Source organism: Anabaena sp. TISTR 8404, assembly GCF_056847745.1.
In genome coordinates this window covers 2,125,963-2,142,707 of the sequence record NZ_CP180578.1, presented here as the reverse complement: position 1 = coordinate 2,142,707, position 16,745 = coordinate 2,125,963, and the positions used below count along the sequence as shown (strand labels likewise).

Below are 16,745 nucleotides of genomic sequence, written 5' to 3'. Positions count from 1 at the left end.
CTTAATTTCCTTGCAATGGGGCATTCAAGGCTTTTTCGATGCGATCGCGTGTTTCAAGAATATGGGCTTTGCTATATTCATCATTAGAACTGACCTGCGCTAGTTTTTCATCTAATTGTTTGAGTTTGTACCAAGCTAAAGTCCGGGCATCTTCTGGGACATTGTCTTTGCGCAACACCATCCCAATTAAGAGATTCAGGTATTCTCGTTGCAAACCTCGCCGCATACTGGATATTTGCAAAGCTGACCCTTGGGGTTTGATGACTTCTGTCCAAATGCCATCTTGGAGCGTATCAAATAATTCAGGCAAACTCAGTGCTTTACCTGATTGTGCTTTGAGTTCTAAATCCTTGAGACGGTTGAGGCGATCGCCTGAGAGTAAGTCTCGCAACACGGCACTTTGCAAGAATAAGACTAACTCGTGAATGGGATAATCTAAACGGCCAACGCGGGGATAGCTACCCCAGTGTCGCCAACGAGAAGGTGCTAATTTATTCAGTAAATCTGGAGCAAATTTTAAGGCATCTTCAGCAAACACATACTTTTGCAGCGTTTTTAAAGCTTGCCGTTGTTCTTCTACGGGGACTGGTTGAAATGGTAAACGATTTTGGCGATCGCCGCGATCGCTCAGTTTGCTAGACTCAACATCACCACCTTTGAGGCGGTAAAAAGACTGTCCCCCAATATACTTACTGACATAATAAATTTGCTGAAAATAGTTGCCCAATACCGTACTAAAGCGTTCACTTAAATCGCTGTAGCTTTCCCCAGCAGTGGGATAACCTCTATTTAGACGTTCCCACATCACCCGTGAATTATCTAATTGCCACTGAGAATACACCAACACATTGTTACTATTGTCCCAAGCATCAGCTGTAGGATCGAGGTCATAAACATCCTCATCTGTGGAATAACTCAACTCTGGCTTATAAGATTGGTTAGCAATTTCCTGTAACAATGGTTTTTCGGCAATGGGAGTTGTCGCCTGGGTAGTTACATAACCATATTGAATCGCCCATTCATCATAAGGCCCTACCGCACTGGGAAAATAATCACCTTGCTTTGTGCCTTGAGGTGCAATATTTGGCGGAATGTAATCCATCACAGAAGCAGTCAAACCCTTGTTATGGGTGACATCTTTATTATTCATCTGTTGTGGTGGTAGTAAAGTACTACCCCGGAAATTATGTCGCAAACCCAGAGTATGACCGACTTCGTGGGCAATAATTAAACGTAAATATTGATTGATATATTGTTTTACTTGGTCTTGGCTGGGTGTACCGTCTTTCAAAAGTGTCATTGCCAAGGAACCAAAAGCAAATTGGTTAGCGGCTTCCATGCCGTAACATAAATCATACTCTCCAGCTAGTTTAGATAAATTGCGCAACAATCCATTTTGTTCTAGCTGTAGAGAACTTTCGTCTTTTGCAGCTTCACCACCACAAAGAAAGCGATTTTGCATCCAGGCTGATAAGGATGTGCGGTTTTGGTTTTGATTAGGTTGAACAATTTTACGATACTCACTTTTCAGCGCCCGCACAAAGCTGGCATCGACTAAAATATCTGCATCTAAAATCTCTCCAGTTAAGGGGTTAACGCGGGATGGCCCCATTGCGAAATAACCATCGACTGTGTTTATCCACCGAATTGTGTTGTAGCGAATATCCGCAGGATCCCAAGTGGCGTTATCTGGCATTTGTCGGGCTTCAATGGCATCTTTAAATCCTGCTTTCAGGAAGGCTTTGTTCCACATTAATATGCCTTCTTTGATGGCATCACGGTATTCTAAAGGGACTGCGTTATCAATCCAAAAAACAATTGGTTTTTTAGGACGGGAGATTTTGGCTTTGGGGTCTTCTTTTTCTAAATGCCAGCGGTTGATATAACGGACAAAAGGATCACCACTGTCTTTGGTTAAGTCTTGGTAAGCAGTAATGAAATAACCAACTCGTTCGTCAGCCAACCGGGGGCGATAACCGTTATTTGGTAACTGTGAAAGACTGTAGTGGACGCGCAAAGTAAAGCCACGGTCATCAGGCAGTGAAGCAAAACTCAGCCTTTCATTGTTGCGACTGCTACTACTGCTGCTAGAGAAATTCAACACCGACTCAATTTCGACGTTATGGGGAAAAGCTTTGGCATCACCAAAGTATGACTGGTCTTTGGTAGCGTTCACACCTAAACTTGCAGATAATCCTGCCAAGTCTGAGAGTAACAACTCACTTAAATCGATGAGGAGTGTTTTGCGTTGGGGATGAATGCTTTTGATGGGTAACATGTAGAGAATTGAATCGCTAAACGAACGGGCAAGCGATCGCGCTTGTGGATCTCCTTCCCGCGTGCGAAAATTTACGTTGCGGACAACAAAGTGTAATTTGTCATCTACCCGTTGCCAATAAAACAAAAAATCTTGCAAAGGTATACCACTGTAAATACCTCGTTCGCCAATTCCTGATTCTAGTGTGGCTGTTGCCAGGAAATTATTATTTAACTGTTCAGGTTTAATTTCGAGATAAATTTTATTCTTTTTTTGATTGCGATAAAGGGTGAATAGTCCCTCTTTTTTTTCTGTATCTTTAATTACTTCATCAAAGTTTTCTAAATTATCTTTAGTTGCTGGTTTAACAGTAGAATCTGGCTTTTTTTCCGGTTTACTGCTTGGTTTGGCAACTTCTAAAAAGGGTTGTCTTTGTGCTTGTTTGAGATTTTTCACTACCCAAGTAAAAGGCTGACTTTGGACTTTTTTATCCTGATTAATCACCCAAACTTGCGGTGATGGTAACTTTTTCCAACTAGGTTGTGTGCTGTTGGTGGTGGCTGCAACTTCTGAACTCTGGTTAATACCCAATGCTTTAATGTCTTTATGACTACGTGGCGACTCAGCATTGGCAGTTGCTATTCCTAGTAATAATCCATGCAACAAAAGTACGTAAAATGTTACTTTATTCATTTAATTTTGCCCTGATAAAGATTACTAGATAATTTTTAATTTTTACCAAGAAAATTTTTTGATGCCATCAGTATAAGCAACCTAAAAATATCCGAAGTTATCTGACATCCAAAGACAGATTTTTCACTTCAGTTTTTATAGATTGGTTTCTGTTCTGTGATGCAGCTTTACTGTAGTATTCTGACTAACAATTACTTATGGAATACTTGGTAAGTATTATTTTGTCCCTAGCCGAGTCAAGATACTGGTAAAAATTACACAATTTAGGCAAAAACTTATAGGATATATAGATTTATTGATATATAAACAATTTTTAAAGGTAAAAATAAAGTTTATCTCCGATACAAACCCCTTACTGCTTGCAATTTAGCTGTTCTTAAGTCTTAGTGTCAACAAAATATACATACTACTTTATACTTTAAGCTTTGGCATCTCAAAACCAAACTCAACAATAAAAAATTAATAAATATTTAACATTAAATCGGGTAAATAGTAACAACTGATGCAAATTTTTCTTCTAAGTGTTTTGGGTTTTGACGATTCGCCTTAACTAATTACAAAAAAACCCTGTATTTCTACAGGGGTAGTACTAAAATACAGCAGATTACAGATGAATGAGGTACCAGTTTTCACCAAAAAGCCATGTAACACAAGACTTTCAAGCCTGTTCCCTGTCCCCTATTCCCTGTTCCCTGCTGTATTAGTTATTTGCAAAACCTGGCTAACTGACTAATTTTCCAAGAAGTTAGGTGTACCATTGCCACCAAACTTACCCACAGCAGGAATTACCAGGAACTTATCTGTAGCTTTGCCTGTACCATCGTCGGTAACAGAGGTAGAGTCACCAGGATGACCATTGGGGACGAACAATTGTGGATGGTCAAAAGGAGCTTTTTCATAGCGAACTCGCTCATCAGTTAGAGCTTTAAGAAACGCCACCAAATCAGCTTTCTCATCTTCCGTTAAATTTAACGGGGCGAGGGCGCTTTGCTGACGAAAGTCTCCGCCACGATTGTAAAAGTCCACAACTTGTTCCAAAGTCAAGTAGCCGCCATTGTGGAAGTAAGGGGCTGTAAGTTCGACGTTGCGTAGTCCGGGTGTTTTGAAACTACCATCTGCAAGTAATAAGTCACTGGCAGTAACTGTTGTATTAGGGTCAGAACCAAGCAATTGCTGAAACTTCCCTAACAAAGATAATCGTGCTTCTGACAGTGGATTGCCAAAGGGATCATTCCCACCAACACCAAGATCTTCTAAAGAGGGTCTCACACCAATATTGAAGAAGCCTTCGTCAAAGACAATTCTGGGAAAGTTCGGAATATTCAGTATCCCGATACGTTGTTGCTGTACAGCACTAACAGAAGCTCTTGTAAGTTCTGCACCATTGTGACAGGTGGTGCATCGAGCTTTGCCTTCAAAGAGTTCTTTTCCTCTTAGCTGCTGGGCGCTGAGGGCTGTGGTGTTTCCTTCTAAGAAGCGGTCAAGAGGTGTATCGTCAGCAATGAGTGTAGACTCATACAGCTGCACCGCCAGTCCGAAGAACAATGAGAAGTTGTACTCCATTAATGTGTACTCATTGGTCTCTAAGGGGCGGTTTGGTGGTTGATTGACGAAAGTTCTGCTACCGTCAGCATTCACTTGGATAATACGATTGGATGCCCACCATTCAGGTTTAAATGCTTGAGCAATTAGTTGTTGATAGGTGGGAGTTAAAGTTCCAGGTAAAAGTAACCGACTTTCTGAACCTAAAACGCTATCTAAGGGATGCACTAATTGTTTACCCAGTGGTCTTAGACCAAGTAACTTTTTCCCTAGTAGTCTGGGTAGTTTCTTACCTTTGCCAAAAATTTTAAAAAGATGAAATTTGCTGTCCACTGACCCGAACTTATCACCAATTTCAGCAAAGGTGCGACCATCAGCAGACATCTCAAAAGAACTGATTGGCGGGCCAACAGCTTGGGAAGCTAAAGAAGCATGGTTGAAGCTAACTTTTACAAATTCCAGTTGACTGGGAGTAATTGCTTTGGCTACATAAGCGTTGGGGTCTCTTAATCCAAATTCATTTACTCCATTGAAGACTTCCTGCGCTCTACCATCCCAGAAGTTACGGAAGTTAAAGACAGAATCAATGACAGTTGGTGTGTTACGCGGTTCGACACGGCGCACATTTGTACCGTCGATGTTAAATACAGGATCTGGTACTAAGGTTACTTGGTCTTGGGCATTGCCAGGTGTGACATCAACAAACTTGCTGTTAAAGACACCTTGGGAAGAAACGACATCATTAGTTTGGACAGGAAAATCTTCTGGCTTAAGTTTATAGTTGGGCGCACCACCAACATCAAACACTGTATCTGGATTGATTGTTTGGTCGGCGTTAACTCGCAATAGTCCCGGAGAAATTTGATTTTTGGATCTGTTGTCAGCACCAGCATGGAAGTGACAACTTGCGCAGGCGGTTACACCGTCACTACCCACTTGCATATCCCAAAACAGTACTTTTCCTAACTTGATTGCGGCGACTTTGTTTTTTACGAAGTCTGTAAGATTGTCAGGTTCTGGAACTGTAACTGTTTTGAGGGAAGCTAAGGGCGGTGTAACTTGTGCTGATACGGTGTTTCCTGCAATGATGGCGAAGGTTGCGATCGCTCCAATTATCATTGCTTTTTGCAACTTAGATCTCAGCTTTTGAGATAGCAAAGATTTAATTCTCTGCCTGTTTCGCCATCTACCTTTGGAAATAAGTAGAACGTAGATAACTAGGCTCGTAATCACGAGTCCGAAAATGATGACAGGTAAAATTGCCATGTTTTTTAGTAATAAAAAACATTAAGTAGATTGAACTAAAGTCTATAGCAATCTATTAACTTGATATTCAATGTATAGTATTTATTTAATTTTTCCAAGCTAAAAATATTACAGCGAAAAAATTAATTGATTAGTATTTACTATATAGATGTATAAAAATGCTTCTGTCTTAAGGCTGTTGTTTTTTGTTCTATTACACCCAATCTCAACAAATAACGTTTTTGCCTGAGTCTCAAGGATGATTGTGAGGTCTGCATTAACGCCAGAGTTTTGATACCATAACTGAATGTCACTACATCAAAACTCTGGCCGCTGGCGTTTAGGGCTGGCATTATCTCTACTGACTGTTTTATTGTGGGGAATCTTACCGATCGCGCTGGCTGTGATAGTACAAGCGCTGGATGTCTATACAGTGGTTTGGTTTCGCTTTTTGGTGTCCTTCGTACTGCTGACTATCTATTTGGGAGTACGTGGTGAGTTACCAAAGTTACGTGAATTGCATTCTGGCTCTTGGAAATTGTTAGCGATCGCTACACTGATGTTAGGCGCTAATTATTTCTTATTCATGCAAGGTTTAGCACTGACATCCCCTGCTAATGCAGAAGTACTGATTCAATTATCTACTTTGTTATTAGGCTTAGGTGGGTTATTTATTTTTCAAGAACGTTATACGTTGGGTCAATGGATTGGGGTTGGTGTACTTATTTGTGGGTATATTATATTTTTCCGTGACCAACTAACCAATTTAATTACTGCACATGGCACATATATTTTTGGTAGTGGTTTAGTAGTTTTAGGTGCAACTGTTTGGGCTGTTTATGCTTTAGTACAAAAGCAGTTATTACAATCGTTGTCTTCTTTTAGCATCATGATGTTGATTTATGGAGGCAGTGCTTTATTACTTACACCTTTGGCTAAACCAGACACTATTTTAAAACTGAATACTTTGCAATTAAGTATGTTAATTTTTTGTGCTTTCAATACTTTAATTGCTTATGGTGCTTTTGCAGAATCATTAGAACATTGGGAAGCATCACGAGTTAGTGCTGTGCTGACTTTAGCCCCGATTGTGACATTAATAGCAGTTGAGTTAGTAGCAATATTCACACCTACATTAATTCCAGCAGAAAACATCACACTCATAGGCATGATCGGAGCTTGTTTAGTAGTAGCTGGTTCGATGGCGATCGCCTTGGGCAAAAGAAATTAATTGTGCGTATTTAACATGACAAGCAAACTTACTTATTAACAGCATACATTACATATTTACATATACCGAGGTACAGTAAGTTTGTATTTGTTATGATTTCTGCGAGTGTGTCATACCATTTTAATGTGAGTTCGATGAGTGCTTTTTTGACCTCACCCCCAGCCCCTCTCCTACGAGGAGAGGGGAGTAAAACCCTTATTTTTCATTGCTCCTCTCTCGCCTTTTAGGAGAGGGAGGCTGGGAGGGAGAGGTCTGTTGAATTCACGTCATTTTAGATTTCGGATTGAGAATTGCTATCTGCTAACAGTTAACAGTTAACAATTATAAATTTAGGGTGCGCTAATAACTACCAAAGCCAACATCCAGTGAAACAACATCACCGCAACAGTTGAGCGATGAATAGTTTATTTAGTAATTGGGCCAGCACCCTGAAAAGAAATTCGCTGTTGCTGGTTCTGTCAACATTGCTGCCAATATTAGGAATTAATACATCTGTTAAAGCAGCAGAACGGGTTTATGTAGCATATTCAGCTTTAGAGGTATCAGTTTCTGTAACTGCTTTGGAAAATTTTGCTAAAAAAGGTGTAATTGATGATGAATTAACAATTTATCAGCAATATATACCTGCACAACAGTTTCAAGAATTACAGCGAATTTTAATTACTTCTGTAAAATCTAGTCCGGCGGTGGTGTCGCAATTTCTTTCTACACCACAAGGAGAATATTTACTCCGCCGTTTTACAGAAGTAATTCAAAACAAAGCACCACAAGCACAACCAGCATTTGATGAGATGCGTTCGGCGTTAATTCTGGCTGTTGCAGAACCAGAGGGGTTAACGTTATTAAATTTGTTACGCCAGTATCCGGCTAACAGTGTCCGCATTGATTTAGGACGTAGTTTTAAGATAGCGACGGAACTAGAAGATTTAGTGAAGGCGACTAATCAAGCGATCGCCAAAGTTAAACAAAAGTCTAATCTAGAATCTGTCACAATTCCCAAGCCTAGTAATTTCTCGCAACTACCAGATTTGCAACTACCAGGAAGCTTAAAGTCGCAAAAATATATATTGAATTATTTCGACTCAACCCGTAACCGCAGATTATTAACTGATGTTTATCTTCCCAATCTCTTGGTTCCTGTACCTGTAGTTGTTATTTCGCATGGTTTGGGTACAGATAGCAGTAACTTTCAATATTTAGCTAAGCATCTAGCTTCTTATGGGTTTGCAGTAGTTGTTCCCAATCATTCAGGGAGTGATACAAAACAATTGCGATCGCAAATTCCAGAACAGGCTGCTGAATTAGTCACAGCAGATGAATTCCAAGATAGACCTTTGGATATTAAATATATCCTGAATCAGCTAGAAAAAAGTAACAAATCAGATGCTCGATTTAAAGGTAGACTCAACTTACAACAAGTAGGAGTTTTTGGTCATTCTTTAGGTGGTTATACAGCGTTGGCTTTAGCGGGTGCGAAAATTAATTTTGCCCAGCTAAAACAAGATTGTACAACTGAGGCGTTACATCAAACTTGGAATATGTCTTTATTATTTCAGTGTCGCGCTTTGGAATTGCAAAATCAATCTGCTAATTACAATTTACAAGATAATCGGGTGAAAGCTGCGATCGCTGTTAATCCTGTGACAAGTTCTATTTTTGGTAAGGCTGGTTTAAACCAGATAAAAACCCCTGTGATGATTGTTGCTAGTAGCAATGATACTATTGCACCAGCTTTATTTGAGCAAATTTTACCTTACTCTTGGCTTGCTAGTTCTCAAAAGTACCTCGTCACTCTGGTTGGTGGAACTCACTTTTCTACTATTGGTGATGGAAACCCCGCATCTGGACAAGTCGCATTACCATCTGATGTCGTTGGTGATGTTTTCCAAGCACGTCGTTATATGAATATTTTGAGTGTCCCGTTTTTTCAAACTTACGTTGCGAGAAAGCCTCAATATATCTCTTATCTCCATCCGGCTTACGCCCAAAAAATTTCTAGTCAAACACTGGGTTTAAATCTTGTGCAGTCTCTCAGCCTAGTTGAACTATCTCAATTTATCAGTGCTAACTTTGATCATACCAAACACCTGAAAAAAAAATTTCCTTACTCCATAGTTAATTTTGGGTTTTGGTTGTTAAATATTGGCGTGTCGTTGCTGTATGTGATGATTTTTTGGTGACAATAATGTGATTGCTTCAGATACCAGACTTCTTCAAGAAGTCTGGTATCTAAAGATTACAAGCCATTACCAATTAATATAAACGGTGACCAGTAATAAGGGTGAGAATAATCACTGTCTGTAGAGCCAGGCTTGCTGTGTAGTAAACTTAGTTGTGCTTGGCGTAAAGCCTCAGCTTTTGTGGGATGATTTTTACTAGCTAGATTCTTGTAGAATTGCTGCATTAACAGAGCAGTGCTGCGATCGTTTACTTGCCATAGAGAAGCTACTACTGCCTTTGCACCGCGATTAAGAAAAGAATATGCAACACTAGCAATTTCTACCCCATCTTGACGAGAACCTGCAAGGGCTGTTTGACAAGCAGATAAAACAACTAAATTAATATTACTTAACCCTGTTAAAGTTTGAATTTGGGGAATTGCTAGTTTTTCACCATTTCCTAACAACAAATAAGAAGCATCTTTACTATCAGGAACAAATTCAGCATGGGTAGCAAGATGTAAAATCTTATTACCTGTAAGATGGTCTCGCAGAGTCCGAAAATCAAAGGAATTATTGAGAAACTCTTGTCCTGGATATATACCTTGTTGATTATTATTAGTTTTAACAATTGCATTTAACTCTGTGGGTACATTTTCTAGCGCCGGAAAATCACCCACAGCTTGAGAAAGTCCCATTGCTAAAACCGAAGTATTCTGCGTTCCTGCGGGTAAGGTAGCAGAGGTATCTGTTAAATCTGCGGATAAAACATTATAGACTGTGTAATTTTCGATTAAATATTGCTTACCATCAAACAATGCACTCATAGGGATATAACGTGTTACCCTATCAAGAGCAAACACGAGATTTTTCACGTTATTTTCTTTCAGTTCTGCTTCTAATGGTTTAATCAACCAATTATGCAGTTTTTGACTAACTGATTGAATTTGCGAAATATCTCTAGCACTACAATCAATATTTTGACAACGTCCTATTAGTCGCCGAAATTCTTGGACTGTATTTCCTAATTCTTCTCGTCCAACTTTGACTTCAAACTTTTTAGCAGCATCGCCAGAATACAGAAGCAACCAAAGTTTATCTTCTAACACCAAGGGGTAAATCATTACAGTACCCGGTTGTGCTTTGACTATTTCTAAAACCTTCGGACTGTCAGGACGGAATGCAGCAGGATCTTTTGCTATACGTTCTCTGATTTCTGTTTCAATTTTTGCTAATTCTTGATTAAATTCAGCAACTACATTTGTTAGTTTATCGTTGAGTCTAGCTTTATCCTTGCAGTTAGTTTTTTCGCACTCGCTAATTTGTTTTGCTAAAGCAATAATTGATTGATTAGGCGCAGCAATTTTTGTTTCAGCGGGATTTAAAGTAACTTTTGGCTTTTCTGTTGTAGCGCCAGTCGCCACAAAATCTTTAATTTCTTGAATTTTGAGCAGTTCTAAAACTTGTGTTGCTTCTTTCTCTCTATTTTGAGACAGTAATAAGTTTGCTAATTGACGATAAATATCTGAGGTTTTTACTTTGCCAAAATCTACTTTTCTTTGCAAGAAAGCAGCTTGTAACTGTGGCGGTAGTCCTTCAATATTACGACGGACTTGTTCAATATCATTAATGGCTTGTTTGTAATAGGTAATTGCTACATTTGGTTGATTTAAATCAGCGTAAGTACGACCTAAGCCAGCATAAATACCCCAATTACCACCTGTAACTTCTGTCGGCGTTTTAATAGTTAACGCCTGTTGATAGGTTGTAATTGCTTGCTGTTTTCTGCCAAATTTACGATGTAAATCTCCTAAAAGATTCAGCGCATCTTTTTCATAAACTGGGTTCTGCACCTTTCTTGCAAATGCTAAAACTGTTTGTATTTCCTGCATTGCTTGTTGATCATTACCTAATTCACCGTAGGCTAGGCTTAACGCCCGATGTGGTATTATTTCCCAGGATGGTTTTTTACTTTGTTTTAAAAGGGCTAAACTTTGTTGGGCAAAGTCTACAGTTTTTTGTGCTTCTCCGGTATTGTAGTAATTACCTGCGATCGCCAGCAAAGCAAAAGCTTCTCCATTGCGGTTTTTTAGTTGTCGCAGTTTGACTAAGAGTTGTTGATAAAACTCATTACTTTTTTGATAATCACCCAAATTACTATAAATATCGCCAAGACTTCCTAATGGAAATACCTCAGATGTCGGGCTTTTAATGTCTTGAGCAATTTTTAAACTTTGCTGCGATAACTCTAAAGCTTTGGAATAATCTTGAAGGTTTCTGTAAACATTACCCAGATAAGCTAATGCTTGAGCCTCTAAAGAACGCTCTTTAATGTCTCGTGTAATTGCTAAACTTTGCTCTACTATTTCCTTACTTTTTTGGTAATTACCAATGCTGTTATAAGCACTGCTTAAATAAAGCAAAATTTGAGCTTCTAGAGGACGATTATTAGTTTTTTTTGTAAACAATAATCCTGGTTCTGCTACAGCAATGACTTTATTATATTCACCCAATGAATCATAAGCTTGGCTAAGATTACTGGAAGCAAGTCCTATATTTACGAAATTTTGTGATTTTTGAGCTATGATCAAATGCTGTTGAGCATATTTTATTGCTTGCTCATATTCTCCTCTTGTATTGTATACGCTACTGAGCCTTGATAAAGGTTGCATTTCTGACTCAGGAGCTTTTAATTGTTTTGCTATTGTTAAAGCTTGATTTGCTACTTCAATAGCCTTTTCTGTATCTCCTAATAAAAGGTAAACGTCACTCAACTTACTTAAAGAAGAAATTTCATAAGGACGTTGATTGGTTTTTTGAAAAATTGCTAATTGCTGTTGTCTTAATTCTAGGGCTTTTTGATAGTTACCTTGTTTTTGATAAATATCACTGAGTGAATCTAGTGCATCCGCTTCTAAGCTTGGGTTTTGCAAACGTTGAGCAATTGTCAAAACTTGCTGTGCTAACTCAAGAGCAGAGTTATAATTTCCTTGCTGTCTATAAATTCCACTTAGTTGGTTTAAAGCATTTGCTTCTAGCTTAGGTTCTTTAATTTGGCGGACGACAATTAAAGCTTTCTGAGTTACTTCAATAGCTTTAGGAAAGTCGTGTAACTGCTGATATACAGAACCTAAATAAATTAAAGCATCAGATTCTAATTTTGGTTGATGAAGATTTTTTACTGCACTTAAACTTTGTTTAGCAAAATCTAGTGCTTTATCGTATTCGCCAAGGTTTCTATAAATAGAACTCAAGGCTTTTAAAGCAAGTGATGGGAAACTACGAGCATAATCTTGGTTTCCAGATGGTAATTCCTCAATTTTTATTTCTGGTGATTTAACTAAAGCTTGTTGACAAGCTACAATTGCTTTATGATATTCTGCCAATAAATTATATGTAGTGCAAATATTTAATAACGTACTAACTTCACTGCTAATATCTTTCTGCTCTTTATTAATTTCTACTTGTCGCTCTCTTAACTCAATTACTTTGTGATATTCTCCCTGTATAGCATAAATTACTGCTAAATTAGATAACGCAGAACGTTCTGTATCAAGCGCTTTGATTTGTCGAGCAATTTTAATTGATTGCTGCAATAATTCAGTTGCTTTCTGATTATCTCCTAAATATTGGTAAGCATTGCCTAATTCTCTCAACGCGTCGGCTTGTTCTTCTGGCTTATTCAATTCTTTGGCAATAATTAAAGCTTCCTCAGCTAATTTAATTATTTGATTAGATATATCTTTAGCTTGAGAAGTTCTCCCACTGAAATCAGCATTGGCAGCAATTAAATCATATATAGGAATAATTAAACTTAAAGTTTTAATTTGGATAGTTTTATCTTGAACTTCACGTTGAACTGCTAAGGCTTGGCGGTAAAAATCTAAAGCACGGTCATCTTTATTTTGCTGTTCATAAATAATACCAATTAAATAAATAAGTCTACCTTCAAAAGCACGATTACCTACTTCTCTACTAACAGCTAAAGCTTTATTAAACCATTCTAAAGCACGAGGATAGTTGGAAATCTTGTTGTAAACTATTCCTATTCTATATAGAGTGTATTCTTCTTGAAATTTATCTCCTAATTCTTGCTGTATTTTTAATGCTTGCTGTAAAACTTCTAAAGCTTTAGGTTGTTGGTTTAAATAAGCATAAGTTAACCCAAGTTTACTAAGAGTAGACCCTTCTCCGGCTTTATCTTTGACTTCACGCCGAATTACTAAAGCTTTCTGTAATGTTTCTAAAGATTTCTCATTTTGATCTAAATAAAAGTAAGTTGCACCAAGGTTATCAAGAGTCTCTCCTTCATCTGCGCGGTCTTTGATTTGTTGGCGAATTGCTAAAGATTCTTGTACAACTGCTAATGCTTTCTGGTATTGAAATATTAAATTATAAACTTGTCCTAAATTGTTGAGCGTTTGTCCAACTCCTTTTTTATCATCAAGTTGGCGGTAAATAGTTAATGCTTGTTCATAACTTGTTATTGCATCGTCATAATATCCACGCCGATATTGTTGCAGCCCTTGTTGATAGAGTTTCTCTGCGTCTGCTTTGCGGTAAGGTTGAGCAACAGTTTGTGCTAATGTCTGCTTGATTAACGCATTATTTGCTGATGTTGCCACAGGACAAAACAGGGAAAGTATCAGGGTAGTAAGGGTAATACTTTTAAAGTGGCGATGCATGGAATTGATTACACAGATTTTTGGAATGATTATTAGACAGAGATACAATACGTAAGTATGTTTTTACGCAAATACATAGTTATTTTTAAGGATTTGTAAGAGGTTGTTTGGAAAGTCGTGAAAAATACTAAAAATCCCTCTCCAACCCTCTTCCCTAAAAGGCTACGGTGTACACACAAGTCGGAAAAACTTGCTCCACCAAAGATTTGCGGTGCGTGACGCTGGCGTGACAAAGCTAAATTGTTGCAATCGTGCGATCGCAAAAACCATTTCGGCGATCGCAAAAACCATTTCGGCGAACTCAAAAACCATTTCGGCGATCGCAAAAACTATTTCGGCGATCGCAAAAACCATTTCGGTGAACTCAAAAACCATTTCGGCGATCGCAAAAACCATTTCGGTGAACTCAAAAACCATTTCGGCGAACTCAAAAACCATTTCGGCGATCGCAAAAACTATTTCGGCGATCGCAAAAACCATTTCGGTGAACTCAAAAACCATTTCGGCGATCGCAAAAACCATTTCGGTGAACTCAAAAACCATTTCGGCGAACTCAAAAACCATTTCGGCGATCGCAAAAGTTATTTTGGTGTGTCCATAATGCACCCTACAAAACTACTCCAAGAGTTGAAACCTATGCTGGTTATACTTGTGTGTACACCGTAGCCTAAAAGGAGAGAGGCTTTAAAACCCCCATTCCCTTGTAGGGGAGAGAGGATAGGGGGGTTAGGTTTTTCAGATCTTGATGTTAACAATAATACTTTTCAAGCATCCTCTAAGAAAGCAAAAGCCCAGCTTTTAAAAAACTAGGCTCTGATAGCAATCTTATTTGATTTGTAAAAATCGAGAGGTTCAGACCCTCGACCTCTTTAAGAAGTCGGGGGTCTTATTGTTTAATAATTGATAGCGATCGTACCTTAACCTATTAAGCAGGAATAAACTTCAGCGCCACACCATTCATACAATAACGCTGACCTGTGGGTGCAGGGCCATCAGCAAACACATGACCTAGATGTCCTCCGCAGCGGCGACAATGTACTTCTGTGCGTGTCATAAAAAATGAACGATCTACAGTAGTAGCGATCGCACCTTCAATTGGTTGAAAGAAACTCGGCCAGCCAGTACCACTATTAAACTTGGTATCAGATTTAAACAATGGTAATTCACAACCAGCACACACATAAGTCCCTTGTGCATACTGCTTATCAAGGGGACTGGTGAAAGCGCGTTCAGTTCCATGTTTACGCAAAACCTGAAACTGTTCTTTTGTTAAAATTTCGCGCCATTCTTCTTCAGATTTGGTAACTTCAAATTCAGTGTTAGAACTTGCCACAATTTCTGACCTCGGATTAATAAACTGTGATAATAAGGCTGCACCTGTTAATACGGCACTCGCCTCTAAAAAATAGCGCTTCTTCATATATCTATCATTAGTTTTTGCTTAATTGCATTTCAAGATACCTGGAAACTGTGTACAAGGGTAATATGTTGTGTCTTTAATAAAACATATAACTGTTTTCAATTCTCTGCAAGACAAGCTCTTTGCCTGAGGTTGCATTACCTTTCAACAAAGAAAAATATATATTATCAAAAATGCACCTATCGACAGATAGATATTTTAAATCATGATGTCGCCCCGTTAGCCAGACGACAGCGAATTGTTCACTTTTTAGGATTAGTGCAAAGCTTGAAACTGGAGGTAATTAGTGTGTGAGTTTACAAATCTATGAATTAAAAGAAACTGCAACTCAATTATTGGCGGCTATGCTATCTAACCCCCACATTTACCCACAAGTCAGTGATGAGGGCGGATATGGACAGACAGAACAGCAATTAATTATTGTGGCTGTAGAGATGGCTGAAAGTTTAATTCAACATATTAATAACGCTCATCCTCAAAGTCAACCAGAACTCAACTCTCGTGAGGACTCTTGTTGATGATTTCTAATATCAAGAAATAACCTGGGAATAAGACAAACTTTTTGCTACTCATCTTGAATGATCAAAATTTTAACTTTTGTTTGCTTCAATCCCCAGGATAGAAGTTTACTACTACTGCCAGTAAGAAAAATAACTTTTACTACTTCCGTTAGCGTCTAACTAAAGAAAGAGGTTTTTTACTGTTAATTTGATCAGCAGTACAAATAATTACACACTAGTTATTTGGCTTTTTGTGCCACTGCCCATCTTCACCTTTTTCGTAATCGCGCTTTACTGCACTCCAAGCAACACGAAAAGCAGCTTCTTCTTCCCCATATTCTTTTTCGGCATTGTTAAATACAGCTCGAAAAATTTCTTGGGCGTGTTTGGGCAAATGTTCTTTTACGGAATCTGGTAATTCATCAATTTGTTGATAGGGCATAAAATTTGTTGTTTTAAACGCGTGATAAGGGAGACAAATTTATATGTTGGGGGTGATAACTAGAACGACTATCCCAATAATCAGCTTGTTTAATACTGACTTTGAGTAAAGCTAAATCTGGTTCATTTAATCCTTGAGCAAACCAAGTTTGTAATTCTGGTCTCCATAATTCTTCCATTTTCTGGCGGTCTTTTATTAGTTGCGCTGTTCCAGAAATAGAAACATAACGCTGCTGTTCACACGATGTAAAACTGACATTAACTTGCTGATTATGTTCAATTTCACTCACTCTATGGGAATTAGCACTAGTAAAAAACCAAAGTGTCCCATCTGCTTCTATTTCATCATTGGAATACATAGGGCAACTGTGCAAACTACCATCATCATTGACTGTGGTCAACATTCCATAGTCAATACCTTGAATTAAGGTTTGCAGTTGTTGAATTTGGCGATCGCGGTCTGTGGAAGTTGTCATAATCTTATGTTTTTCTATTATTTTTTGATGGAAATTATAATTACAACCAATATTTAATATTGGCGTAATTCCATTTTTATTCTTAACATTTATATT

General features: G+C 38.3%; 10 protein-coding genes. 3 read left to right on the top strand and 7 right to left on the bottom strand.

All coding sequences use genetic code 11. From position 1 onward, the window contains the following. Position 1: 1 nt before the first annotated feature. Entirely contained in the window at positions 2 to 2,950 is a 2,949-nt protein-coding gene (locus ACMX3D_RS09355) for a zinc-dependent metalloprotease (protein ID WP_482751150.1), read from the bottom strand. A 729-nt stretch (positions 2,951 to 3,679) separates the two neighbouring features. After that, positions 3,680 to 5,758: a cytochrome-c peroxidase gene (locus tag ACMX3D_RS09350; RefSeq protein WP_482751149.1), complete on the bottom strand. Its 2,079-nt coding sequence runs from the start codon at positions 5,756 to 5,758 to the stop codon at positions 3,680 to 3,682. 286 nt (positions 5,759 to 6,044) lie between these two features. Between ACMX3D_RS09350 and ACMX3D_RS09345 the strand changes: the two genes are divergently transcribed. Next, entirely contained in the window at positions 6,045 to 6,968 is a 924-nt protein-coding gene (locus ACMX3D_RS09345) for a DMT family transporter (RefSeq protein WP_482751148.1), read from the top strand. 395 nt (positions 6,969 to 7,363) lie between these two features. After that, entirely contained in the window at positions 7,364 to 9,148 is a 1,785-nt protein-coding gene (locus tag ACMX3D_RS09340; RefSeq protein ID WP_482751147.1) for an alpha/beta hydrolase, read from the top strand. 56 nt (positions 9,149 to 9,204) lie between these two features. Here ACMX3D_RS09340 and ACMX3D_RS09335 read toward each other — a convergent pair whose 3' ends face one another. From ACMX3D_RS09335 to msrB, 3 genes are all read right to left on the bottom strand, one after another. After that, the gene (locus tag ACMX3D_RS09335; RefSeq protein WP_482751146.1) at positions 9,205 to 13,752 is read right to left on the bottom strand and encodes a tetratricopeptide repeat protein; all 4,548 of its coding nucleotides are present in this window, start codon (positions 13,750 to 13,752) and stop codon (positions 9,205 to 9,207) included. Positions 13,753 to 13,974: 222 nt separating this feature from the next. Continuing rightward, complete coding sequence (locus ACMX3D_RS09330) at positions 13,975 to 14,418, bottom strand: hypothetical protein (RefSeq protein ID WP_482751145.1); 444 nt, start codon at positions 14,416 to 14,418, stop codon at positions 13,975 to 13,977. Between the two features lie 319 nt (positions 14,419 to 14,737). Then, a complete protein-coding gene (msrB, locus tag ACMX3D_RS09325) occupies positions 14,738 to 15,232 on the bottom strand; it encodes a peptide-methionine (R)-S-oxide reductase MsrB (protein WP_482751144.1) in 495 nt (164 codons plus the stop codon). A gap of 290 nt (positions 15,233 to 15,522) precedes the next feature. Here msrB and ACMX3D_RS09320 point away from each other — a divergent pair, with 290 nt between their 5' ends. After that, positions 15,523 to 15,750: a hypothetical protein gene (locus ACMX3D_RS09320; RefSeq protein WP_482751143.1), complete on the top strand. Its 228-nt coding sequence runs from the start codon at positions 15,523 to 15,525 to the stop codon at positions 15,748 to 15,750. 217 nt (positions 15,751 to 15,967) lie between these two features. On the opposite strand, the gene ACMX3D_RS09315 is transcribed toward ACMX3D_RS09320, so the two are convergent. Both ACMX3D_RS09315 and ACMX3D_RS09310 read right to left on the bottom strand, forming a co-directional pair. After that, the gene (locus ACMX3D_RS09315; RefSeq protein WP_482751142.1) at positions 15,968 to 16,174 is read right to left on the bottom strand and encodes a ChaB family protein; all 207 of its coding nucleotides are present in this window, start codon (positions 16,172 to 16,174) and stop codon (positions 15,968 to 15,970) included. A gap of 13 nt (positions 16,175 to 16,187) precedes the next feature. Then, the gene (locus tag ACMX3D_RS09310) at positions 16,188 to 16,649 is read right to left on the bottom strand and encodes a pyridoxamine 5'-phosphate oxidase family protein (RefSeq protein WP_482751141.1); all 462 of its coding nucleotides are present in this window, start codon (positions 16,647 to 16,649) and stop codon (positions 16,188 to 16,190) included. Positions 16,650 to 16,745 lie beyond the last annotated feature (96 nt).

Coding starts and splice junctions, on each gene's coding strand:
- ACMX3D_RS09355 (WP_482751150.1), bottom strand. CDS start 2,950: ATGAATAAAGTAACATTTTACGTACTTTTGTTGCATGGATTATTACTA.
- ACMX3D_RS09350 (WP_482751149.1), bottom strand. CDS start 5,758: ATGGCAATTTTACCTGTCATCATTTTCGGACTCGTGATTACGAGCCTA.
- ACMX3D_RS09345 (WP_482751148.1), top strand. CDS start 6,045: ATGTCACTACATCAAAACTCTGGCCGCTGGCGTTTAGGGCTGGCATTA.
- ACMX3D_RS09340 (WP_482751147.1), top strand. CDS start 7,364: ATGAATAGTTTATTTAGTAATTGGGCCAGCACCCTGAAAAGAAATTCG.
- msrB (WP_482751144.1), bottom strand. CDS start 15,232: ATGAAGAAGCGCTATTTTTTAGAGGCGAGTGCCGTATTAACAGGTGCA.
- ACMX3D_RS09315 (WP_482751142.1), bottom strand. CDS start 16,174: ATGCCCTATCAACAAATTGATGAATTACCAGATTCCGTAAAAGAACAT.
- ACMX3D_RS09310 (WP_482751141.1), bottom strand. CDS start 16,649: ATGACAACTTCCACAGACCGCGATCGCCAAATTCAACAACTGCAAACC.